Here is a 24717-nt window from a genome sequence, read left to right on the forward strand (position 1 = left end):
GGCAGCGACTATTGCGCCATCAATCGACGCTTTTCGGCCATCGCCTCGCGCCGTTGCTGTTCCAGCCCTTGCCGGAAAGACTGCTCAACAAAGTCGATGTGATCCAGCGCCGCCTTTTCAGCGCGCTCTTCGTCGCCAGCGATGACCGCTTGCCCCAGTTCAAGGTGTTGTTCGAGCAGTTTTTTGCCCGTGCCATCAAGCGTCTTTAGGAAGTCGCGATTGTAGAACACGCTTTGCTGGGTCAGGTCGAAGATCGACGCCATCATGTGGATCAGCGTTGCATTCTGACTGGCATCCACAATGGCCGAATGGAGCGCGAAATCCGCTTCGCGCGATGCTTCCGCATCATTTGTCTTCCACGCGCGTTCGATCTCGGTCAGGACTTCGGAAATCCGCTCTTTGTCCGCACGCGTGGCGCGGCGGGCCGCAAGACGGGCGGCAAATCCTTCTTGTTCGCGCCGATATTCAAGGTAATCGAAAAAGGCCGGTTCGTGACGGCCGTACAGGTCCAGAAGGGCGGGCAGCATCGCCTGACCGGTCAAAGGCGCAACAAAGCTGCCTTCACCGTGCTTGATCATGACCAAGCCGCGCTCTTCCAAAATATGAAGCGCTTCACGCAACTTTGGCCTCGAAACGCGAAGTGTGTCCGCCAGTTCGCGCTCTGACGGTAGTTTGCGGCCCTGTTTCAGGATGCCGGACGCAATCAAATCCTCGATTTGTGCGACGACGGCATCGGCCAGTGATTCGTGCCCAACCGGATCAAAAAGAGCGTTGTTCTTCATTTTGAGCTTACCTCGGTCCCAAGTTGCTCTCGGAGTGGTGGTAAATCAAAGTAACCAATGCTCGTTAAAAATCAACCCGGAAGGGACGTTCATCGCAGGCCTTGTTAGATTTTGAAAAATAACGGGAATGTCTGGGATGGCCGCAGAATTTTCGGAAGAAATCTCCCACGTTTCGCGCTTTGAATGCGCCAGTTTCGGTACGGAATAGTACCAGTGGTAAATAAAATTGTTGACCGGTCGAGGTGGTAATATTTATTTACCAATTCATATCGACACCGGATTTGCCGTGGAGGCGGCGCCGGTCCTTACGGTCCAACCTCGGAGGAAAACCATGAAAAAGACCCTGACTTCGCTGGCGATTGCCGCGACCCTTATGACCACCACGGCTGCGCAAGCTGCCGACAAACTTCTGCTGAAAACCCCGATTGCGTTCTCGACCGCATTGCCGGGTCTTGGATCGCCGATCCCGCGCGTGGCTGAACAGCTGGACCTGATGTCCGGTGGTACGCTGAAGATGAAAGTCTACGAGCCCGGCAAACTGGTGCCGCCGTTCGAAATTCTGGACGCCGTAAGCTCGGGCAAGATCAACTCTGGCTACACCACCGCTGGATATTGGGCTGGCAAGATCCCAGCCGCCCCGCTGTTCTCGGCCGTGCCGTTTGGCCCGGAAGCCGGCGAATACATGGCGTGGCTGTACTATGGCAACGGGATGAACCTGTATCAGGAAATGTATGATCAGGCGGGCTTCAACGTGAAGGTTCTGCCCTGTGCGATCATCGCGCCGGAAACCTCGGGTTGGTTCGCTAAAGAAATCAACAGCCCGGAAGATCTGGAAGGCCTGAAGATGCGTTTCTTCGGTCTGGGCGGCAAAGTCATGCAGCGCCTGGGCGTTGCAACCAGCCTGCTGCCGGGTGGCGAGATCTTCCCCGCACTGGAAAAAGGCGCGATCGACGCGACCGAATTCTCGATGCCGGCGATCGACGCGCGTCTGGGCTTCCACAAACTGGTCAAGTTCAACTACTTCCCCGGCTGGCACCAACAGGCCACCGTGTTTGAACTGCTGGTGAACAAGGATGTCTGGAACGAAGCCAGCGACCAGCACAAAGCGATCATCGAAAACGCCTGTAAGGCCTCGATGACCGACAGCTTTGCAGAAGGTGAAGCCATTCAGCACGACGCCCTGCTGGACAACGTCGAAAACAACGGCGTGACCATCAAGACCTGGTCGGACGAGATGTTGAACGTCTTCCGCGAGAACTGGGACGCGGTCGCCGATGAAGAAGCCGCCAATGACGAATTCTTCGCCAAGGTTTTGGGTGACATGACCGAGTTCCGCGAAGGCTATTCGATCTGGAAAGAGAACGCGTTCCTCCCTCGCAAGTAACTTTCCAAAGAACGTGGGGCGGCGTGATCCGTCGCCCCGCACTTTTTCGTTTCTTCCTTTTTTATTCCTGACCTCGCGCAATTTCGCCGCCATCGCCTGTGGAGGAGAACATGGCCCAGACCCCGCATCAACAAGACGTGGACTTGAATGATCCCGTCGACGTGTACGAACACATCATCGAGCACCAGGACCGCGACACGCAGGTCGCTGCTGTTGCCATCGACAAAACTGTAAAGGGCGTCGGCAATATCGTCATGTGGGCCAACCTACTTCTGGTGGCTGCCATCGTGACACAGGTCAGCCTGCGCTATCTGTTCAACGTGAACCTCCCGAAGCTCGATGAAATCCAGTGGCATTTCTATGGTTTGGTGACGATGGTCGGGATTTCCTATGCGTTGGTCACAGACAGCCACGTGCGCGTTGATATCCTGCACATGCAACTCAGCCGCCGTGCGCAGCGGGTGATCGAGGTGATCGGGATCCTCGCCCTGCTGGTGCCCTTCATTTATCTGATGGTCGATCAAGGCTGGGACTATTTTTATGAAAGCTGGCGGGTAAACGAACGCTCGGACAGCCCCACGGGTCTGGCCGCGCGCTGGGCGTTCAAGGCTGTGATCCCGGTCAGCTTCGTCTTGCTGGCGCTTGCTGCCCTGGCCCGTTTGCTCCACGATGCGCATGCAATTGTGGTGAATTACGAGGACGAGCGGAAGGGCAAGGACCTGCGCCTGATCCTATGGGCGCTGGTGGCCTTCGCCGTCGTCGCAACCGCGCTGACCTTCGTGGTCGAAACCACCGAAGAAAAGCTGGTCATCGCGATGTTCCTGACCTTCATCGCGCTTCTGTTCACGGGCTTCCCCGTGGCTTGGACGCTTGCGGGCGTCGGTGTCGCCTATTGCGGGTTGGCCTATCTGTTCGACAATGACCTGATGCTCTGGACCGGGCTGGAAAGCACCTTCACCGGGCTGGACTATCTGACCCTTGGGGCAGTGGTGAACCGGGTCTATGCGACCATGTCGAATGCCGTTCTGGTGGCGTTGCCCATGTTTATCTTCATGGGCCTGATGCTGGATGAAAGCGGTGTGGCGGAACGCCTGATGACCTCGATGCAGCGCTTGTTTGGAACGGTGCGTGGCGGGCTGGCCATCACCGTGACAATGATTGGCATTATCCTTGCGGCCTCGACTGGCATCATCGGTGCGTCGGTGGTTCTGCTGGGCGTGCTGTCGCTGCCCTCGATGATGGAGCAGAAATACAACCCGTCGCTGGCGGCTGGCGTGGTGTCGGCATCCGGTACGCTTGGCATCCTGATCCCGCCGTCGATCATGCTGGTGATCATGGCCGACCAGATGGCCCTGTCCGTAGGTGACCTGTTCATGGCCGCGGTGTTCCCCGGCGTGATCATCGGGTTCCTCTACCTGACCTATATTTTCGTGATCGCGCTGATCAAGCGCGATGTGGCGCCAGTGCCAGAGGGTGCAACCCGCCCCGACTGGTCAGCGGTCAAGGATGTGCTGGTGGCCGTCATGCCGACACTGGGTCTGATCCTGGCTGTGCTGGGGTCAATCTTCGCGGGCCTCACCACGCCGACCGAGGCGTCGGGCGTGGGTGCCCTTGGCGCGACCCTGTTGGCGCTGGGCTATCGCAAACTGAGCTTCCGCAAGCTGGTTAACGTGCTGAAGGCCACCTTCAACACCACCGCCTATATCTTCGCGATCTTCCTGGGTGCGACAGTGTTCAGCTATGTGCTGCGCGAACTGGGTGGCGACGCGTTGATCGAGGATATGATTCACAGCGCTGGTCTGGGTGCCACGGGAACCGTGTTCATCATCCTGTTCATCGTGTTCCTGCTGGGTTTCGTACTGGACTGGATCGAGATCACGCTGATCGTGCTGCCCCTGATGCGCCCGATCGTGAATGCCCTTGGCCTGGACATCCCCGGCTTTGGGGTCATCGATGAACCGGCGCTGGTGTGGTTTGTGATCCTTGTGGCGGTGACGTTGCAGACCAGTTTCTTAACGCCACCGGTTGGATTTGCGCTCTTCTATCTGAAGGGGGTTTGCCCGCCCGAGATCAAGCTGACGGATATCTACAAGGGCATCATCCCGTTTGTGATCCTGCAGTTGATCGGTCTTGCCCTTGTCTTCTACTGGCCCGCACTTGCCACTTGGCTGCCGTCGGTCGCGTACTAGGAGTTTGAACATGCGTCTTAAAGATTGTCACAACTTCCATGATTTCCGCAAACTGGCGCAGCGCCGTCTGCCGGGGCCGATCTTCAACTACATCGACGGTGGCGCCGATGACGAGGTGACACTGCGCAAAAACTCCAGCGCGTTCGACAATTGCGATCTGTTGCCGTCGGTGCTGCGCGGGGTGAAGGACGTGGATATGTCCGTCACCGTGATGGGGCAAAAGCTGGACATGCCGGTCTATTGCTCGCCCACCGCGTTGCAACGGTTGTTCCATCACAAGGGTGAACGTGCCGTCGCCGCTGCGGCCGACAAATACGGCACCATGTTCGGAGTCTCGTCTCTGGGCACCGTGTCGCTGGAGGAACTGCGGCAAAAGCACAAGAATCCGCAGGTCTATCAGTTCTATTTCCACAAGGATCGCGGTCTGAACGCGGCCATGATGCAGCGCGCGAAAGAGGCCGGTGTCGAAGTGATGATGCTGACCGTGGACAGCATCACTGGCGGCAATCGCGAACGCGATCTGCGCACCGGGTTTTCGATCCCGTTTCGGCTGACCTTGGGCGGCATGATCCAGTTCGCGATCAAACCGATGTGGGGCATCAACTATGTCACGCACGAGAAATTCCGCCTGCCGCAATTGGATGAGCATGTCGATATGGGCGGCGGGGCCAGCTCGATTGGCGGCTATTTCACTGACATGCTCGATCCGTCGATGACATGGGATGACGTGGCCCAGATGGTCCGCGATTGGGATGGTCAGTTCTGCCTGAAGGGCATCATGACCGTCGAAGACGCCAAACGCGCCGCCGAGATCGGCTGCACCGGCATCATTTTGTCGAACCACGGGGGCCGACAGCTGGATGGCTCGCGCACGCCGTTTGACCAGCTGGACGAGATCGTTCAGGCGGTAGGTGACAAGCTGGATGTCATGATGGACAGCGGCATTCAGCGCGGTACCCATGTTCTGAAGGCGCTGTCGCTGGGTGCCAAGGCGGTGGGCATCGGGCGCGGATACCTTTATGCTCTGGCAGCAGGCGGTCAACCGGCTGTCGAACGTGCGCTTGGCCTGATGCAGGCCGAGATCGAGCGCGACATGAAACTGATGGGCGTCACGCGCGTCGACCAACTCAGCCGCGACAACCTGCGTTTTCTTGGGGAAAGCGGGGCGGCGAAGATAAGCACAGGGGCTGCTGCATGACCAACGACGCGCTTCTCTCTCGTTTCCGCGACATCGTCGGTCGCCGTCATGTCTTGACCGGACAGCGTGCGACCGAGCGGTTTCGGCGCGGGTTCAGATCGGGGGAAGGGGAAGCGCTGTGCGTTATTCGTCCGGGGACACTGCTTGAGCAATGGCAGGTTCTTGAGGCCTGCGTTGCGGCGGACAAGATCGTCATCATGCAGGCCGCCAATACCGGGCTGACCGAAGGCTCGACCCCGTCGGGCGCCTATGATCGTGACGTGGTTCTGATCAATACCCGCCGCATGGACAAGATCGTGCCGCTGGACGAGGGGCGTCAGGTCATTGGCTTTCCGGGCTCCACATTGTTTGCTTTGGAAAAACTGCTCGACCCGCTGGGGCGCGAACCGCATTCCGTGATCGGCTCGTCCTGCATTGGGGCTTCGATCATCGGCGGGGTTTGCAACAACTCGGGCGGTTCGCTGGTCGAACGTGGCCCGTCTTATACCGAGCTGTCGCTGTACGCACAGGTCGATGAAAACGGCCAGCTGTCTTTGGTCAATCATCTGGGGGTCGATCTGGGCGACACGCCCGAGGAAATTCTGACACGGCTTGAGGCGGGCGATCTGGGGCCGAGCGTCCCGGATACCAATCGCAAGGCCTCGGCCACCGACTATGCCAGTCAGGTGCGCAAAGTGGACGCGGAAACGCCCGCACGGTTCAACGCGGACAAGCGGCGTTTGCACGAGGCCTCGGGATGTGCGGGCAAGCTGGGTGTTTTCGCTGTGCGGCTGGATACCTATGCCAAGCCTGCCACCCAAAAGACCTTCTATATCGGCACCAATGACACCGCAGACCTGACAGAGCTGCGCCGTCATATCCTATCAGAGTTCGAGACGCTGCCGGTCTCGGGCGAATATATGGAGCGCGAGGTGTTCGATCTGACCGAGCGCTATGGCAAGGACACGGTGATGATGATCGACTGGTTGGGCACGGATCGCCTGCCGTCCTTCTTTGCCCTGAAAGGCGCGATTGATGCGCGGCTGCGGTCTGTCCCCGGCCTTGCCAATTTCACCGACCGCGCCATGCAGCTGTTTGCCCGCCTGACCCCCAGCATTCTGCCGAAACGGCTGAAGGACTTCCGCAATCGCTATCGTCACCACCTGATCCTGAAGATGCGAGACGATGGGATTGGCGAGGCGTCGGGCTATCTGTCCAAGCTCTTTGCGGATCGTGAGGGGGACTTCTTTGAATGCACCGACCGCGAGGCGAAGATTGCCGGGTTGCATCGGTTCGCCGCTGCAGGCGCCGCCGTGCGCTACATGGCGATCCATTCGAACGAGGTCGAGGATATCTTGGCGCTTGATATCGCGCTTCGCCGCAATGATCGCGATTGGTATGAAGTCTTGCCTGCCGAGATCAACGATCAACTGGTGCACAAGCTCTATTACGGCCACTTTTTCTGCCATGTTCTGCATCAGGATTACGTGGTCAGGAAAGGGGCCGATCCCAAGCAGATCAAGGCGCAGATGTTGGCGCTTCTGGATCAGCGCGGCGCGGAATATCCGGCCGAGCATAATGTCGGGCATCTTTATCCGGCCAAGCCTGATCTTGCCGCGCATTATTCCTGTTGCGACCCCACCAATACCTTTAATCCCGGCATCGGAAAGATGTCGAAGAAGAAGCACTATGCGTGACGGACAGGGCGCGCGCGCAATACACATCTTTTCGATCACGGAACCCTGAAGAAGCGTTGCGCAGATCGGGTGGATGTCTGGCCAAACGCTGCCGCATTCGCCAAAGGGCGTTTTCCACCGAAATTCATGGAAAACAGGCCTGGGCGGTAGTTAGAAGGTGGCTGTTCGCTTTCAGGTGGTCCCTGGTGATGCATCTGGGACAATGCGCCAAACCGAAGACGATAAAAACCTGTTTTTTCTTGAGAATTTGCGACGCATCGTTAGTAACCCTCAAACGGAAACGAGGGAATGTTTGTGAAAAGGTATCGCGGGCAGAGATCTGGTAGATTTGAGGCGTGGATCGCCGCACTGCTGATTCTGTTGCTGCCAGAAAACGCACCCGCAAGCGATCGTATGTCTCTGGGCGATGCACAGCCCGGCGAAATCCTGTTGATCGAGCTCGACCAGTTGCTTCCTCTGACGCGGTTGAAAGTCGAGATAGACGGGGTGCAGGTCTGGACCGCTCTGGACTTGTCAGGAACAACACTTCGTTTGAAAGTACCGGCAGATCTGACCGGAAATGCGCATGAACTGGTACTGTATGAAGAGACCTCGCAAGGTGATATTTTCATCGGTCGTTGGGATTTCACACTTGTCGCTGCGGGCACGACGGAAGCCTATATCGCCCTTCAGGCTGAAAGCGGTGTTGTCGGAAATCGCGATGAGTACAAGGTCTATACAGGATTTGGGGGGCGGCTGGATTTCGACATCCGGAATGGACTGCTGCGTGGCGGCCTAAGCTTTTCGCGCACTGCATTGCCGGACCCTGAGACTGGCGAGTATTACACAATTGACGATCACTATCTGGAATCCAGCCACACCGTGCTTGGGGGGGATCTGTCCCTTCGGCTGGGCTCGCATTACTACAACGTAAACGGAAACCTGATTGATCAGGCATCGCGCCGTGGGGTGTCCTTGCGGTTCGCAGACGCCTTGAACCGAGACGAGGTCGCGGCCTTTGTCTTGCAGCCCAGCCTGTCCACCAGACCAGAGAATCTGATCGGCGTTGCTGACGGGAATGATCGGGTCCACGGTGCGATGGCAAATATTGCTCCGTTTCTGAACAGCGGTTTGCGCCTTGGATTTGCCGCCTTCGACGGGCGGGCGGGTAATCTGCCAAATGAATCGGCGGGCGGCGTCCGGGGCAAGGGTGTGTCCCTGTCATCCCCATTGTTCGGTGACCGGATGGATATTCTGCTGTCTGCGGATCAAACCGAGTGGTTTGATGGCGGAACGTGGCGGGCAGGGCAGGCGCTTGAGGCTGAACTGACGGTTCGTCTGACGTCGCCCGAAGTCTATGACACGCTATCGCTTGGCGTAAGCTATTCGCAGATCGATCAGGACTTCCATTCGCCGCTCAACCCCGACCTGATTGTCGGAGAGCGGGCAAAACGGGTCGAATTGGAGTTTGTGGGCCATGAATGGAGCTGGGCCCTTGGGGCCGAACAGGCTCAGACAAATGAGGGCGGAAGCCCAGACCAAGCCGTGGATCGCCTGACCCGCCTGTCCTTCGAAACGACATATTCGCCGGACGTCTTTACCGGCGGATTTCTGAACGGTGCCAGATTCTATTTCGCGTCCGAACTGTTCGTGCAGGAACGGCTTGAGACCCCACTGGGCGCCCTGCCAGAACAGGACCACCAACTGGCCTCGTTTAGTTTCGGGATGAACAAGTTTACCGAACGGGGCAGCTTTGCCATGCTCTATAGCTATGAGGATCTGGACTATCTCTCGTCACCGGATGGGGACGAAATTGCGCATGGGCTTGAGTTTCTGGCTTCGGCCGCGCCCAGTGATCGGCTGGACGCCACGGTCGAGCTGAAGCTGCGCCACCATGCCTCGACCCTAGGGGATTTCTGGGAGGCGCGGGCCTCTGCCAGTCTAAACTACACGCTTGTTCCCGGCCTTTGGGACTATGCGCTTGAAGCTGGGATCGTAGAATATAGCGACGGTTCGGATGAGAACGCTCGCTATTTGCGTCAAGAGCTTGGGTTGACACTGATCGAGGATCATTCGCTTGTCTTCAGCGCAGAATATATGAAGGGTGATTGGTCAAGAAGGATGCTTGATGGGGACGGTTGGCTGTTCGGCATCGCCCTGCGCAGCGACCTTCGACACATCGCGTATCGGTAGGGGCGGATATGAATGATGCAGAGCTGAAATCTCTGGTTCAGCAGATCGGGGCGGGAGACAAGAACGCCATCGACGCGCTTTATCGCCAAATGGAGCAACCTCTTTACAGATTTATCAACATTAAATTGAACGATCCGTTCCTCTCGGCCGACATACTACAAGACGTGTTTTTGGATGTATGGAAAGGGGCGGCCGCTTTTGAAGGGCGGTCTGCTGTTAAGACTTGGATGTTTTCGATTGCGTACCGAAAGGTAATAGATGTGTTTCGCAAGAATGCGCGTCTGACGATCACCGATGATCTGCCCGAGCAAGTGGACGAGGCGCCAAGCGCGGTTGCGCATATTTCGGCTGCCGAGGATGCGGCGCATCTGCGAGTTTGCTTGGACGGTTTGAAGCCCGACCATCGTGAGGCCATCGAATTGGCGTTCTACGAGGACATGGGCTATCGTGAGATCGCCGAGATTACCGCAGTTCCTGAAGGGACCATCAAGACCCGTATTTTCCATGCCAAAAAGTTGTTGTTGCACTGCCTACAGGGCAGAATGAATACAAAGGTGGCGTTATGAGTGAGCAAGTAGACCGTCAGAATATCCTCGAACTATTGCCCTTTTGGGTCAACGGAACCTTGTCGCCAGAAGAGCGGGATATGGTCGAGGCCGCATTGGAGCAAGACCCAACCCTTCGGCAGGAGGCCGAGATGCTTGCCCTCATCCGTGCAACGGTGAAAGAGCAGCCCGAAATGCAGAGCCCCGGCGAACTGGGTCTGGCCCGGCTTCGACGTGTCATCGAAGACAACCCGCAGACTGTTCTCGACGGGCGATCCAGAGCGCGGCGCTATATTCTGTCGTTTTCAAGCGGTCTGGCGGCAGCGCTTGCTTTGCTTGCCGTGCTCGGCAACTTTCGCGCGTCGGAAGACGTCTATGAACTGGCCTCGTCCAGCGACGACGCGGCAAATATTGTCGTGATGTTTCGGCCGGATGTGACACAGGCGTCGATGTCGGCGCTGTTGCAGATGCATGATCTGGTGATCGTCGACGGCCCATCCGCCATTGGCCTTTTCCGGTTATCTCCGCTGGATCCTGACATTGATCTCGAGCAGCTGGCCGGAACGTTGCGCTCAGAAATCGAAGTTTTCGAAAGTGTGGATCTTCCGTGAAGCGTCTTATCCTTGCCATTGCTCTTATTACGATCTCGGCCCTTGGTTTTGCGCCTGCCGCTCAGGCGCAACAGGGCAATTGCGTATTGCCCGGCGACATACTTGATGTGCCCACCCCTGGCTTCCTTCGGAACGCGACACCCAACCTGCGCACCCGCGTGAGTGGCACGTTGTTGCCGGCTACGTTGGTTTCGCACACCACCAGCCGGCTTCGTGTCAGGCTGCCGAGCGTCGGGTTGCCATATTCAACTCAGTTTCACGTGGTCCATGTTGAACCCAACGGATCGACCAAGGTCGTCGCTTCGGCGCGAGTTTGTGATGATCCGAATGGAGGAGGCAGCGTGACCGGGCCGGGCGGCGGTGGAGGCTCGGGTCGGGGTGCCGGGTTAGGGCAGGGCCTTTTTCTGAGAACCCCCAGTGGTCAGCCCCTTGTTCGCGCCACCCGGCATGAAGTGGCCGCACCAAGTGGTGGACCGGAATACCTGCTGATCGGGTCCAGTGAAGAAATGGCCCGGGCCCAGACCATGATGTCGCGGGAAGGCGTGTCCATCCTGCGCAACACCTCTTTGGGGGCTCTGGGTGCGCGGATGTCAGCGGTGGACCTGAACGGACGTTTGTCACTTGCAGAGCTGCGGTCTCGTCTGGCCCGACAGCGTATTTCCGTGATCGCCGACAAGCACACGGTTTATGGGGCCGCCAAGGGGCGCGCCGCCTACGCCAACCGGCTTTTGGGCCTTGCGCCGGATACAGGGTGCAAACTGAACCGTCCTGTCCGTGTTGGGTTGATCGATGGTCCAGTCGATACCTCAAACCCGGCTTTGCGCGGCGTATCGGTCAAGTCCACCTCGGTTCTGTTCCCGCGTGACCGCACAGGTTCGGTCGATCATGCCACGGGCATTGTTGCTTTGATCAGCGGGTGGGGAACGGACAAGCTGCCGCAAGGTATTAGCCCCGGGGCCGAGATCTTCTCGGTCGTTGCATTTGCGCGCAACGGGGGGCGCTCGGTTGCGCGGCTTGAGAGCATTGCGAAGGGCCTGAACTGGATGGTCGAGAACAACGTCGACATCGTGAACATGTCCCTGGCCGGGCCGAAGAATGACAGCCTTGAAGACATCGTCAAAACGGTTGCCCGCAAAGGGCTGATCATGGTGGCGGCCACGGGGAATGGGGGGCGCGATGCTGTTGCATATCCCGCATCGGATCCGAACGTCATCGCGATCACCGCGATTGATGCAAGCGAGCGGCTGTACAAACATGCCAATGGCGGCCCCGAGGTGGACTTCTCTGCGCCCGGTGTCGATCTGCTTCTGCCACGCGGGCGGGGTACGACCTTTGCTTCGGGCACCTCATATGCCGCAGCCTTTGCCACTGCAATCATTGCTCAGGAAGTCGCGCGATCCGGGGCGCAAAAGACGCGTCTTCTGAACGCTCTGCGAGAACGGTCCCGCGACCTCGGCCGCCCCGGAAAAGACAGCAATTTTGGCTGGGGCCTGATCCAGGCAGACCCGTGCAACTAATTTCAAATTAATTTTGAACCATTTCCCACACTCGCCCGACAAACATATAGCGACGTTGTTAATGTCGCTGCTGTTGCTTAGTGCGGTGCTGGAGTTTTGGTTGAAGAGTAAGTGGTTACGCGGTTTGCCCCAGCGCCAGAGTATCTAGGGTTTGGCCTGCAAAGTGTGAAGTGGTTGAGTTACGATTTCTGCATGGTCAGAGGGAGCGGTTGGTATCAGTGATACCAGCCGCCGACCTGTTTGTGCATTCAAAAGCAGCCCCGATCTTTCGGGGCTGCTTTTGTGTTTTTACCTGTTCGTCAGCGCTTGCTAGCGTTTGTTTTGCCAGCCTAGGTCCGGAACACGCGATAGATCGCGGGGATCACCAGAACCGTCAGCAGGGTCGAGCTGAGCAATCCGAATAGCAGCGACAAAGCTAGCCCCTGGAAAATCGGGTCGGCCAAGATCACTGCCGCACCAATCATGGCCGCAACGGCGGTCAGAAGGATCGGCTTGAAGCGGATGGCTCCGGCCTCGATTAGCGTTTCCACCTTGTCCTTCGCCGGATCGGCATGCCGGATGAAATCCACCAGCAGGATCGAGTTCCGCACGATGATGCCTGCCAGCGCGATGAACCCGATCATCGACGGCGCAGAGAACGGCGCGTTGAACAGCCAGTGCCCGCCAATGATCCCAACGAACGTCAACGGGATCGGGGTCAGGATCACCAGCGGCAGTTTGAACGATCCAAACTGCATGACCACAAGGATGTAGATCCCCAGCAGGGCCACGGCAAAGGCGGCCCCCATGTCGCGGAATGTGACCCAGGTGACTTCCCATTCACCATCCCACAGCAGGGTGACGATGCTTTCATCCTCGGGCTGGCCATTCATGCGGATTTCGGGCTTTGTGCCGTCTTCCCACTCCATCGCGTCCAACTGCTCGGCCACGGCGATCATGCCATAGACCGGTGCCTCGAAAGCGCCGGCAACCTCGGCAGTGACCATTTCGGCCGTGCGTCCGTTGTGACGAAAGATCGGGTACGAGGCCTTTTCTTCGGTGATCTCGATCACGTCGCCAAGCTCGACCACGCCACGGGCGCCGGGTAGGGCGTTCGCGGGGATCGGCGTCGACAGGAAGCGTTCGTCCAGCACCCGGTCCGCCTTGTCGCGCTCCACAACGATGGGGATCGGATAGCGGCCCTCACCGCGATGCGAATACCCGACGGTCTGCCCGTGGTTCAAAAGCGCCAGCGTCGAGAAGACGTCCTGCTCTTGCACGCCAAAGAACTCCAGCTGGTCCTGCGAGATCGTGATGCGCAGACGGCGCGGTTGTTCGCCAAAGCTGTCATCGACATCGACGACGAAGGGCACGCTGTCAAACGCGGCACGGATCTTGCTGGCAGCCTCGCGCCTTGTGTCGGCATCGGGGCCATACACCTCGGCCAGCAGGGTCGCCATGACCGGCGGGCCGGGGGGCGGCTCGACCGTTTTGACGTTGGTGCCTGCGGGCAGATCAAGTTGGTTCACCCGCTCGCGCAGCTCCAGAGCAATCTCGTGGCTGGTGCGCTCGCGATGTTCCTTATGGTCCAGCAGGATTTGCACGTCGCCAAGATGCGGCTGCGTGCGCAGGTAATAGTGCCGGACCAGACCGTTGAAGTTGAACGGCGCGGAGGCCCCGGCGTGGGTTTGCACAGAAAGAACCTCGTGCATCTCAAGCGCTTCGCGCGCGACGGCTTGCACCACGGCGTCGGTCGCCTCGATCGACGAACCCTCAGGCAGATCTACAACCACCGACAGTTCCGACTTGTTGTCGAAAGGCAGAAGTTTAACCGTCACGTCCTTGGTATAGATCAGCGCAAGCGACCCGAACGAGATCACGGCGGCGACCAACAAGAACGTCAGACTGATGGTCTTGGTCTTCAGCAAAGGCCGCGCGACCGAGGCATAGATCCGCCCCAGCGCGCCGCCATGATGTCCTTCGTCATCGTGATCGTGCGCAGGCGCTTTGCCCGCAATCTTGATCATCAGCCACGGGGTGATGATCACGGCCACAAAAAACGAAAAGATCATCGCGGCCGAGGCGTTGGCCGGGATCGGGCTCATATATGGTCCCATCAGGCCCGACACGAACAGCATCGGAAGAAGGGCGGCCACAACGGTCAGGGTCGCGACAATGGTCGGGTTGCCCACCTCGGCAACCGCACGAATGGCCTTGGTCACGCGATCCGCCTTGTCCGGCATGCCCCAGTGGCGGGCGATGTTTTCGATGACCACAATCGCGTCATCTACAAGAATCCCGATGGAAAAGATCAGCGCGAACAGTGACACGCGGTTCAGCGTGTATCCCATGACCCAAGCCGCAAAGAGCGTCAGCAGGATGGTGACCGGGATCACCACGGCGACCACGATCGACTCGCGCCAGCCGATTGTGAACAGCACCAGCGCCACGATGGACACCGTCGCCAGACCCAGGTGGAACAGAAGCTCGTTCGCTTTCTCGTCTGCCGTTTCGCCATAGTCGCGGGTGACGTCGATTTGCACCGTGTCGGGGATCAGGTCATGTTCCAGCATGTGAACGCGGTGGAGGATTTCCTCGGCCACGACCACTGCATTGGCGCCTGCGCGTTTGGCGACCGCCAGCGTGACGGCCGGGGTGCGGATGATTTCTCCGGCCTCATTGCGTGTGACGTTGGCGACGATCTTGTCCGAGGTGTCCGGCACAAAGCTGACATTGGCCACGTCACGGACGTAGACCGGGCGGTTGTCGCGCGTGGTCAGAAGCAGATTGGCGACATCCGAAGACGCTTGCAGTGTTTGGCCGGTTGCGACCATCACCTGCTGCCCGCCGTCTCGGATATACCCGTTGTTGAACGCGCGGTTTGCACCTTGGACCTTGCCGACCAGCTGCTGCAGGGTCACACCGTACAGCGCCAGCCGCTCGGGGTCGGGGGCGATGCGGATCGCCTCGGGGCTTTCGCCGACCAAATAGGTCAGGCCAACATCTTGGATTTTGGCAAGCTCCACCTGCAGCTTGCGTGCAATCCGGGTCAGGTCATTCGCAGTGGTTTGTTCGGCCGAGGGTTTGGGGGTCAGCGTCAGAGATACGATGGCCACGTCGTCGATACCACGACCGACGATCAGCGGTTCGTTGATCCCCACCGGAATGCGATCCATGTTTGCACGCACTTTATCGTGTACCCGCAAGATCGCGGTATCAGCCGATGTGCCGACCAAAAACCTTGCCATAACAAGCGCATAGTCATCGCTTGTCTGTGAGTAGACGTGCTCGACGCCGTTGATGCCCTGCACGATGGATTCCATCGGTTCGGTCACCAGCTTGGCGGCGTCTTCTGCCTTCAGACCCGGTGCCTGAATATGGATGTCCACCATGGGGACCGAGATCTGCGGCTCTTCTTCCCGCGGCAGGCTGATCAGCGCCACAAGCCCAACGGCAAGGGCCGCCAAGATCATTAGGGGGGTCAGCGCCGAGCGGATGAACGCTTTCGTCAGCCCGCCCGCAATGCCCAGAGAGGGGGTGCTTGATTGATTACTCATGGCTGGCCACCACCTGTTCGCCTGCGGTCAGACCCGACAGGATTTCAATCATTTCAAGATCGCCCATATGGCGCGATCCACCTGCGACAACGGTGCGGTGCGTATCGGTGCCATCCGCCGCCTGCACGGTGACGAAGTCCAACCCCATGCGGGTCGAGACCGAGGACGCAGGCACCAGCAATGCCGTCGACTTGCCGACTGGCAGACGCACCAAAACGCGTGCGTCGACGAAGTCCGTCTCCATGCCTGCGAATTCCACGTCGACGATCACGCGACCGTTTTCAATCTGCGGGTAGAGCTTGGCGAGAACGCCGGTGGTTTCGCCCTCGTCGCTGCCAATTCGGATTTCAGCGCCCTCTTCAAGGTAGCTCGCATGACGTTCAGGCACGGCAAGGCGCAGAAAGAAACCACCGCCACCGATCTCGGCGATGCTTTCACCGGGCATGACGACAGACCCTTCGGTCAGAGGGACCTGAAGCACAGAGCCGCCGATCGGGGACAGCACAGCCCCTTCCGCTTCACGTTGTTTCAGAACGCTCCGCTCGGCCTGCGCGGTTCCGATCTGTCCCGTAATCACATCAACCCGTGTGCGCAGCTGATCCAGCTGCTGTGCAGTGGCGACCCCGCGCTTCAACAGGTCTTCGCCGCGCCGAAGATCGGCCGAGGCCGTATCCAGCTGAGACGCCAAAGAGGTCAGCGTCGCATCGATCGCGTTCAGTTGCAGGATCAGTTTTTCGTCCGTGATGCTGGCGATCTGTTGGCCCTTTTCGACTTTGGATCCCTCGGAGACGTTGATTGAAATGATCGTCCCCCCAAGTCGCGACCGCGCTTGGACACGGTCACGCGCTTCGATCCGGCCAAAAACGGCTTTCCATTCTGTGACGTCAACATTCTGTGCGACGAAGGGCTCTTCGGCCATAGTCGCAAGTGGGAACAAGGCGACCAATAGGGGCAAAACAATTTTACGCATCGCAATCTCCTTTGCGGTGGATGGCCCAAACCATGTCCGTTGCTGTCGCGTGCAACACGTCCAGTGCCAGAGTGTGTCGTAACTATAGCCGAGTTACCCCGGCGTGAACTTGATCAGGATCAACGAATTCGAAATAGTGAATATGTTTAGCAGATGCAAGGGGTGATGACGGGAAACGGGCATGCCACCGCGACAGACGCCGAAAGGCACGCGCTCATAGCTTTGCGCTTTGTATCCGGGTTTTGGAGTAGCTTGGGGGGTGCGACATCACCCAGGGAAGGGTGGTGTCGCAATGCATGAAGCCCGCAATCGAGCGCGGGCTTCAAACCATTTTCGGATCAGGTCGATGCGACAAGTGCAGCCTCGCGGTACTTTGCAACGCGAGGGGCGACGGGATCTTGGCGGGACCGTTTCTCACCGTTGAAAGCCCGCCAAGAAATCCCCCCACTTGCAGGAATTATGCGAAAATTCAGCCCGCCAGAGGCATATGCTGAGAATTTGCAGAATTTTGGTCTGTGTGTTGGAAACCCTGTCGCAGAGCCTCGGAAAGTACTGCGCCCTCATATGCCTTCAACACAGGCGCTGCAGTTTGGTCATTCCACATTTCGGCGTGATCTTCCCGCGGGAACTTCGCTTCGATCTCGGCCAGAGCGTCATCCGACAGCATGGTCAGCGCTTGATCCCCAAGGAACAGGCTTTCCGCCGGGGCGCCATTGGCGATCAGCAGGTCATGCTTGTCCAGCAGGATGTGGAAATATTTGACCTCGGCAGGGCGTTTCTTGCCCTTGGCAAGATCGCCAAAGTCCAGATGCTTTGCGGCGACCAGTACTTCAGATACGCCAAACAGTGTTTCGGCCAGGTGGCCCTGGACCAGAACACGGTGCTGAGGCGAGACCCAAAGGTCAGTGGTGGGTGTGCCATTGCCAAGCGCGCCAGCAGGGATGCACACCGGACGTGCGCTGGGGGTCAACATCAAGTCCACCAACGAGAATGTACGCGACCCGATCCATTTAATTGTTGCGGTCTGTCCGGATTCGAGCACGACGCGGTCTCCGCTCGCCAAGCTTTCGACAGCAACAAAACCAGAATTGGTTTCGATCAAAGTTCCATTGCAAAAGCAAACAGGGGTCGGATCGGTATCAAGATCAACAAGCGTGATGTTCCCGTTTCCGAATTGTGCCCACGTCGCCGCAGTAATGGAGCCATCAGGAGCAAAAACAAGCTTAAGATCTGTCGGGTATCCTACGACCTCGATCTTTACAACAGTCGTGCCCTGAACGGCGCCCGGGACCTTGCCGTCGACCGGAAGTTCTCCTACGCCCTCGACAATAAATTCGTAGGCCACACCATCAATGACAACCATCGTATCGGGATCAGAGAGGCCACCATTTGCGTCCAGAATAAGATTACCTGCGGCATCTTCAGTGCCATCCAGATCGCCATCAGTGATGAAATAGAAAGTGAAGTCGGTTCCGGTGTCTAGATTCAGAACATTGTTGCCAGCACTAAATTTATTTTCGCGGCCATCATAAATTTGACTTTGTGCCATTCGAAATCTCCAACTAACCTATTCATTGTAATGAGATACCTCTCGGTAATCTACAACAGGCCAAATTCATGAACCAAGCCCTAAGATTTTCGCAAATGAATCGCGAATTCTATCGTTAGGTAAAGTTTAAATGTGGCGCCTTTTTGGCGTTGGGCAGGCTGTTTGCAAAACACAACTATTAGGTGAGCGGGAAAAGGTGCCCTGACCGAGTCTCTGCCGTTTTTGCGCAAATGGGATAAAACTGCCCGACTCCACATCGAAGATTTATCAATGCGAGGTTGTAGGCGATTTTTCTTGCAAAACGCCTTTAGGGTTCATTTTAAATCAGACCTCTAGAAGTGCTTTACCATCCTTGCACATGCGTGACGGTGACGACAGGTCCTCGCTTTCAGATCTGGACATCGCGTTAACGATTTTCGGTCTGACCCAGAGGTCTGGAGCAGGGTGTATGGCGTTACAAGCCCAGTGACACCCACAGCACCTTCGCGTCTTCTTTGCTGGTCGAAATCAGCCCGTGCCCCATGCGCGCGTCGTAATAGACGGAATCGCCGGGACCCAGATGCAGCGGGCGGTAGTGCTCGGTCACCAGCGTCAACTCGCCTGATAGGACGAACATGAACTCCTCGCCGTTGTGGCGCACCCAGTCGTCATATTCGGACACCTCACGCGCGGTGACGGTCGAGATATAGGGCACCATGCTTTTCGAGGTCAGCTCGTTGCACAGCAATTCATGCGTGTAGGTCGGCGTTTTCTTGATCTCGCCTTGGCCGGCGCGGGTATAGTCACGGCGGCCCGAGATGTCCGTCTTCGCGGATTGCAGGAACAGCTGCGGTGTCTCAAGTTCCAGCGTCTGCATTAGGCGACGAATGATGTCGAAGCTTGGGCGGGTCTGATTGTTTTCAATCTTTGACAGGGTCGAACGGCCGATCCCGGCGGCCCGCGCTGTGTCTTCCAGCGTCATCCCCTTCGCCTTTCGGGCCTCTCGAATCATGAGGCCCATGGCTTCTCCGTCGGGTGCGTCCGTGGGCTCATTGCCCGTCTGTGACGCGCTATTTGTGTCGGTCTCCAAGCTTACCTACCGTCAATTTCCCCTTGTTCCCTCGCAGCTTAGTAATTGCTCGCAAAGCTGTCAAAGTATCCCGCTGCACACAATCCTTGCAATTTCCCCAAAAGTTTCCTAAGAGAAACAAGAAATCCCGAATAGGAAACTATTCCACAAAATGCGCATTCATGAATGTGAACGGGAAGCGGAGGAACACATGTTTGACCTGATCGTGATCGGAGCAGGCCCCGGTGGCTATGTTGCCGCCATTCGTGCTGCGCAGTTGGGCCTGAAGGTTGCCTGTGTCGAAGGGCGCGGGTCGCTGGGTGGCACCTGCCTGAATGTGGGCTGCATCCCGTCGAAGGCGCTTCTGACCTCGTCTGGCAAATATGCTGAACTGTCACATCTGGCCGCACACGGGATCGCGGTCGAGGGCGCCTCGCTGGATCTGGGTGCCATGATGGCGCGTAAAGATAAGGTCGTTGGCGACCTGACCAAGGGCATTGCCTTCCTGTTCAAGAAGAACGGCGTCGAGCTGATCGAGGGCTGGGCGACCATTCCCACCGCGGGTCAGGTCAAAGTGGGCGACACTGTTCACGAAACCAAAAACATCCTGATTGCAACTGGTTCCGAGCCGACCCCGCTGCCGGGTGTCGAGATTGATGAGGTGGACGTGCTTAGCTCGACCGGCGCGCTGGCGCTGGACGCCGTGCCGGACCATCTGGTGGTGATCGGCGCGGGCGTCATCGGTCTGGAACTGGGTCAGGTCTGGGCGCGACTGGGCGCCAAGGTGACCGTCGTCGAGTATCTCGATCGCGTCCTGCCCGGCATTGACGGCGAGATCGCAAAGCTGGCGCAGCGCGCCCTGTCGAAGCGCGGGCTGAAGTTTCAGCTGGGCCGCGCTGTGAAGGCGGTTGAGGCGGGCGAGGGCGGTCTGTCCCTGACAGTTGAGCGTGTCGGCAAAGACACCGTCGACTCCATTGAAGCCGACAAGGTTCTGGTGGCCATTGGCCGTCGCCCTGTCACCCGTGGTCTGGGGTTGGAAGCGCTGGGCGTCGAGGTCAACGAGCGCGGTTTCATCCCGGTGGACGGCAGCTTCCAAAGCTCTGTCCCTGGCATCTATGCGATCGGCGACTGTGTGCCCGGCCCGATGCTGGCGCATAAAGCAGAAGAAGATGGCGTGGCCTGCGTGGAAGGTCTGGCCGGTCTGAAAGGCCACGTGGATTACGACAAGGTGCCGGGCGTGGTCTACACCGACCCCGAGGTTGCCTCGGTCGGGGCAACGGAAGAAGCGCTGAAAGAAGCAGGCACCGACTATATCAGCGGCAAGTTTACCTTCATGGCGAACTCGCGCGCGCGTTCGACCGGAGAAACGGACGGCGCGGTCAAGGTTCTGGCGTCGCCCAATGGCGTGCTGCTGGGGGCGCATATTTGTGGCGCCCACGGTGGCGATCTGATTGCCGAGCTGGTCTTGGCTATGGCGAAGGGGGCGACACTCACGGACGTGGCGGCAAGCTGTCACGCGCACCCGTCCATGGCTGAGGCCGTGAAAGAAGCCTGTCTGGACGCGCTGGGCCGCGCCATTCACGCGTAAGGGGGCGACGATGAACCAGATCCCCCGCCTGCGTCACCCGGAAAAGGCCCACAAGCCCGACAGCGCGATCCCGCGCAAACCCAGCTGGATTCGCAATAAGAAGATCGAAAGCGCCGAGTATTACGAGACCCGTCGCCTGATGCGGGATCACGATCTGGTCACCGTCTGCGAGGAAGCCGCATGCCCCAATGTGGGCGAATGCTGGTCCAAGCGCCATGCCACCATGATGATCATGGGCGAGATCTGTACCCGCGGGTGTAGCTTCTGCAACGTGTCGACCGGCCGCCCGGATGCGCTGGACGCGTTCGAGCCGGGCCGCGTTGCAGCTGCGGTCAAGAAGCTGGGGCTGCGTCACGTGGTGATCACCTCGGTCGATCGCGATGATCTGGCCGATGGCGGGGCAGGGCATATCGCCCAGACCATCCGCGCCGTGCGCCACCAAAACCCGGGCACCACTGTCGAAGTTCTGACCCCGGATTTTCTGGGCAAGGGCGACGCGGCAGATCAGGTGTTCGACGCTGCCCCCGACGTCTTCAATCACAATCTGGAAACCGTGCCGCGCCTGTATCCGACCGTGCGCCCCGGCGCGCGCTACTACCAGTCGCTGCGCCTGCTGGACGACGCCAAGCGTGCCAATCCCGGCATTTTCATCAAGTCCGGCCTGATGGTCGGTCTGGGAGAGACGATGGCCGAGGTGAAACAAGTCATGGACGACCTGCGCGCCGCCAATGTCGATTTCCTGACCGTGGGCCAGTACCTGCAGCCCACCACCAAACACCACAAGATCGACCGGTTCTGGACACCGGACGAATTCGCAAGTCTGGAACAAGCCGCCCGCGCCAAGGGGTTCCTTGGGGTCTCGGCCACGCCGCTGACGCGGTCGTCGTTCCATGCTGACGAAGATTTCGCGGCCCTCAAGCAAGCACGCCAAGTGGCGCTTGCGGGAAGGGCCTGACCGAGGACGCTAAAGGGAGGAAACCATGGAAGCGTTGTCAAATTTTGTAGGCTGGATCAACGGGATTGTCTGGGGGCCACTGATGTTGGTCCTGATCCTGGGGGTCGGTCTGTTCCTTCAGGTTGGCTTGAAACTGATGCCAATCCTGAAAATCGGTAAAGGGTTTTCACTGTTGTGGAACGGCCGTACCGCACATGGTGACGGGCAGATTACGCCGTTTCAGGCGCTGATGACCTCGCTGTCGGCGACCATCGGCACCGGTAACATCGCCGGCGTTGCGACTGCCGTGTTCTTGGGTGGCCCCGGCGCCCTGTTCTGGATGTGGATGACTGCGCTTGTGGGCATGGCCACCAAATACGCCGAGGCCGTCTGTGCGGTGAAATATCGTGAGCAGGACGAACTGGGCAACTACGTCGGTGGTCCGATGTACTACATTAAGAACGGGCTGGGCAAAGGCTGGTACTGGCTGGCGCCTGCCTTTGCAGGCTTTGGTGCTATCGCAGCCTTCGGCATCGGTAACACGGTGCAGGCGAATGGTGTGGCCGACGTGCTGAACACCAACTTCGGCATTCCGGAAATCGGCACGGGCGTTGTCCTGATGATCCTGACCGGTGGCGTTGTGCTGGGTGGTATTAGCCGCATCGGTGCCGTGGCCGAAAAACTGGTGCCGCTGATGGCTGTATCCTACATCCTGATCGGCCTTCTGGTTCTGCTTTTGAACGCCGGAGAGCTGGGCAACGCCCTGTCGCTGGTCTTTACCCACGCCTTCACCCCCTCGGCCGCCGAAGGTGGTTTTGCGGGCGCCGCCGTCTGGGCTGCGATCCGCTTTGGTGTGGCACGTGGCGTGTTCTCGAACGAAGCTGGTCTGGGCTCTGCGCCCATCGCCCACGCTGCAGCTGAAACTGCTGGTCCGGTGAACCAAGGTCTGATTGCCATGCTGGGAACCTTCATCGACACGATCATCGTCTGCTCGATTACTGGCCTTGCGATCATCGCGTCGGGGGCTTGGACCTCGGGTGAATCCGGTGCGGCGCTGACCTCGCTCGCTTTCGAGACAACCCTGCCGGGCTTCGGCGGCTACTTGATCGCTATCTCACTGTCGGTCTTTGCCTTTACCACCATCTTGGGCTGGTCCTATTATGGTGAAAAATGCGTCGAGTTCTTCCTGGGGGTAAAATCTCTGGTACCGTTCCGCATCCTGTGGTGCATCGCCGTGCCGCTGGGCGCGACCGCCAATCTGGGCTTCATCTGGCTGCTGGCCGATACGCTGAACGCCATGATGGCGATCCCGAACCTGATCGCCTTGGCCCTGCTGAGCCCGGTTGTCTTCAAGGTGACGAAGGAATTCTTTGCCTCGGGCGGCGCGACCGAGCCGGATCAGACCGCGGCTGAATAAAGAAAAAAGCCGGGGGGTGGATGCTTGCCCCCCGGCCCCGACAATACCAATCGCGCCATAGGAGGCCGACATGACCGACACCCCTAAACGCACGCCGCTTTATAACCTGCATGTCGAACTTGGCGGCAAGATGGTTGATTTCGCCGGCTGGGAAATGCCCGTCCAATACCCGATGGGGATCATGGGCGAGCACAAGCACTGCCGCGAGAAAGCCGCGCTTTTTGACGTCAGCCACATGGGTCAGGTGATCCTGAAAGGCGACAATATCGGCGAGAAGCTGGAAGCGATCTGCCCGCAGGCTTATGCCACGCTGAAAGAAGGCAAGGCACGCTATGGCTTTTTCACCAACGAAGACGGCGGCATCATGGATGACCTGATCGTCTCGAACGCCGGTGATCATTTCTTTGTCGTGGTGAACGCCTCGATGCGTCATCAGGACATCCCGCACATGGCCGCCAATCTGGACGGTGTCGAAGTGACCGAGATCTTCGACCGTGCTTTGGTTGCCGTGCAAGGCCCCAAGGCCGAAGACGTGGTGGGCGAGCTTTGCCCCGCTGCCCGTAACCTGACCTTCATGGAAACCACGGTGGCGGACATCAACGGTGTCAGCTGCCGCATCTCGCGTCTGGGCTATACCGGCGAAGATGGTTACGAGATCTCGATCCCGGAAGCGGATGCCGAAGCCGTCGCCCGCGCCTTCCTGGCCCATGACGATTGCGAACCCGCTGGTCTGGGTGCCCGTGACAGCCTGCGTCTGGAAGCTGGTCTTTGCCTCTATGGCAACGACATCGACCAGACGACCTCGCCGATCGAAGCAAGCCTTGCTTGGGCCATCCAGAAACGCCGCAAAGAAGAAGGCGGCTTCCCGGGTGCCGAGCGCATCCAGCGCGAGCTGGCCGAAGGTACCGCGAAGAAACTGGTGGGCATCAAGCCCGAAGGCCGCGCCCCCGCCCGTCAGCACGTGGAAATCCAATGCGCCGAAGGCAATACCATCGGCGAGATCACCTCGGGCAGCTTTGGCCCGACCGTCGGTGGTCCCGTTGCAATGGGTTACGTGACCAAGGGCCACGGCGAGGTTGGCGAGAAAGTGAACCTTATCATTCGCGGCAAGGCCCAGCCTGCCGAAATCGTATCGCTGCCCTTCGTGCAGCAGAACTACAAACGCTAAGACAGGGGACTTCCTGATATGACGACTTATTACTCGGAAGAGCACGAATGGATCACCGTTGAGGGCGACATCGCCACCATCGGTATCACCCAACACGCAGCCGACCAGCTGGGCGAGATTGTTTTCGTTGAGCAGCGCGAGGCGGGCGACGAGTTCGAAAAAGGCGACGAGATCGGCGTGATCGAAAGCGTGAAGGCTGCCTCGGAAATCTACGCACCGGTTGACGGTGAAGTGGTTGAGGCCAATGGTGCTTTGGAAGACACTCCCGGTGCCTTGAACGAAAACCCCGAGGGCGACGCCTGGATCTATAAGGTCAAGCTGGCAGACGCCTCGCAGCTGGAAGATCTGATGGATCTGGATGGCTACAAAGCCCTGATCGGCTAAGAACAGACTGCCCGCCGGGCGACCGGCGGGTCATACCCCCCCTTCACGA

General features: G+C 58.7%; 18 protein-coding genes. 13 read left to right on the top strand and 5 right to left on the bottom strand.

All coding sequences use genetic code 11. The annotated features are described in order from the left end of the window. Positions 1–8: 8 nt before the first annotated feature. Positions 9–782 (bottom strand): FadR/GntR family transcriptional regulator, encoded by a 774-nt coding sequence (locus tag MWU53_RS11965; protein WP_247093642.1) that lies wholly within the window; start codon positions 780–782, stop codon positions 9–11. Positions 783–1113: 331 nt separating this feature from the next. On the opposite strand from MWU53_RS11965, the gene MWU53_RS11970 reads away from it, so the two are divergent. The 8 genes from MWU53_RS11970 (at position 1114) to MWU53_RS16000 (ending at position 12074) form a co-directional block, all read left to right on the top strand. Beyond that, on the top strand, positions 1114–2166 hold the full coding sequence (locus MWU53_RS11970; RefSeq protein WP_247093644.1) for a TRAP transporter substrate-binding protein: 1053 nt from the start codon (positions 1114–1116) through the stop codon (positions 2164–2166). A 110-nt stretch (positions 2167–2276) separates the two neighbouring features. After that, the gene (locus tag MWU53_RS11980; RefSeq protein ID WP_348647041.1) at positions 2277–4355 is read left to right on the top strand and encodes a TRAP transporter large permease subunit; all 2079 of its coding nucleotides are present in this window, start codon (positions 2277–2279) and stop codon (positions 4353–4355) included. 10 nt (positions 4356–4365) lie between these two features. After that, positions 4366–5553, top strand: a complete 1188-nt coding sequence (locus MWU53_RS11985) for an alpha-hydroxy acid oxidase (RefSeq protein ID WP_247093646.1) — start codon at positions 4366–4368, stop codon at positions 5551–5553. Then, positions 5550–7229, top strand: a complete 1680-nt coding sequence (gene dld, locus MWU53_RS11990) for a D-lactate dehydrogenase (protein ID WP_247093648.1) — start codon at positions 5550–5552, stop codon at positions 7227–7229. Before MWU53_RS11985 ends, dld begins: the two co-directional genes overlap by 4 nt. 288 nt (positions 7230–7517) lie before the next feature. Beyond that, complete coding sequence (locus MWU53_RS11995) at positions 7518–9401, top strand: hypothetical protein (protein ID WP_247093650.1); 1884 nt, start codon at positions 7518–7520, stop codon at positions 9399–9401. Between the two features lie 8 nt (positions 9402–9409). After that, on the top strand, positions 9410–9967 hold the full coding sequence (locus MWU53_RS12000; protein WP_247093651.1) for a sigma-70 family RNA polymerase sigma factor: 558 nt from the start codon (positions 9410–9412) through the stop codon (positions 9965–9967). Next, positions 9964–10557 (top strand): hypothetical protein, encoded by a 594-nt coding sequence (locus tag MWU53_RS12005; protein WP_247093653.1) that lies wholly within the window; start codon positions 9964–9966, stop codon positions 10555–10557. Before MWU53_RS12000 ends, MWU53_RS12005 begins: the two co-directional genes overlap by 4 nt. Then, entirely contained in the window at positions 10554–12074 is a 1521-nt protein-coding gene (locus MWU53_RS16000; RefSeq protein WP_247093656.1) for a S8 family serine peptidase, read from the top strand. The genes MWU53_RS12005 and MWU53_RS16000 overlap by 4 nt, the downstream gene beginning before the upstream one ends. A 329-nt stretch (positions 12075–12403) precedes the next feature. Here the strand turns inward: MWU53_RS16000 and MWU53_RS12015 are convergent, their stop codons facing one another. The 4 genes from MWU53_RS12015 to MWU53_RS12030 form a co-directional block, all read right to left on the bottom strand. Further along, positions 12404–15610 carry an efflux RND transporter permease subunit gene (locus MWU53_RS12015; RefSeq protein ID WP_247093657.1) on the bottom strand — a complete coding sequence of 1069 codons (3207 nt, stop codon included), beginning with the start codon at positions 15608–15610 and terminating at the stop codon, positions 12404–12406. Beyond that, positions 15603–16580, bottom strand: a complete 978-nt coding sequence (locus tag MWU53_RS12020) for an efflux RND transporter periplasmic adaptor subunit (protein ID WP_247093659.1) — start codon at positions 16578–16580, stop codon at positions 15603–15605. The genes MWU53_RS12015 and MWU53_RS12020 overlap by 8 nt, the downstream gene beginning before the upstream one ends. Positions 16581–17049: 469 nt before the next feature. After that, positions 17050–18129, bottom strand: a complete 1080-nt coding sequence (locus tag MWU53_RS12025; RefSeq protein WP_247093661.1) for a Hint domain-containing protein — start codon at positions 18127–18129, stop codon at positions 17050–17052. Positions 18130–18583: 454 nt separating this feature from the next. Further along, positions 18584–19120, bottom strand: coding sequence for an XRE family transcriptional regulator (locus tag MWU53_RS12030; protein WP_247093878.1), 537 nt, complete (start codon positions 19118–19120; stop codon positions 18584–18586). Positions 19121–19388: 268 nt separating this feature from the next. On the opposite strand from MWU53_RS12030, the gene lpdA reads away from it, so the two are divergent. From lpdA to gcvH, 5 genes are all read left to right on the top strand, one after another. Beyond that, positions 19389–20765: a dihydrolipoyl dehydrogenase gene (gene lpdA, locus MWU53_RS12035; RefSeq protein WP_247093664.1), complete on the top strand. Its 1377-nt coding sequence runs from the start codon at positions 19389–19391 to the stop codon at positions 20763–20765. 10 nt (positions 20766–20775) lie between these two features. After that, positions 20776–21720: a lipoyl synthase gene (gene lipA / locus MWU53_RS12040; protein WP_247093666.1), complete on the top strand. Its 945-nt coding sequence runs from the start codon at positions 20776–20778 to the stop codon at positions 21718–21720. Positions 21721–21745: 25 nt separating this feature from the next. After that, on the top strand, positions 21746–23116 hold the full coding sequence (locus MWU53_RS12045; protein ID WP_247093668.1) for a sodium:alanine symporter family protein: 1371 nt from the start codon (positions 21746–21748) through the stop codon (positions 23114–23116). A 70-nt stretch (positions 23117–23186) separates the two neighbouring features. Then, on the top strand, positions 23187–24284 hold the full coding sequence (gene gcvT, locus MWU53_RS12050) for a glycine cleavage system aminomethyltransferase GcvT (RefSeq protein ID WP_247093670.1): 1098 nt from the start codon (positions 23187–23189) through the stop codon (positions 24282–24284). A gap of 18 nt (positions 24285–24302) precedes the next feature. Further along, positions 24303–24668: a glycine cleavage system protein GcvH gene (gcvH, locus tag MWU53_RS12055; protein ID WP_133487675.1), complete on the top strand. Its 366-nt coding sequence runs from the start codon at positions 24303–24305 to the stop codon at positions 24666–24668. Positions 24669–24717 lie beyond the last annotated feature (49 nt).

The organism is Aliiroseovarius sp. S1123 (genome assembly GCF_023015885.1).
Classification (GTDB): Bacteria; Pseudomonadota; Alphaproteobacteria; order Rhodobacterales; family Rhodobacteraceae; genus Aliiroseovarius.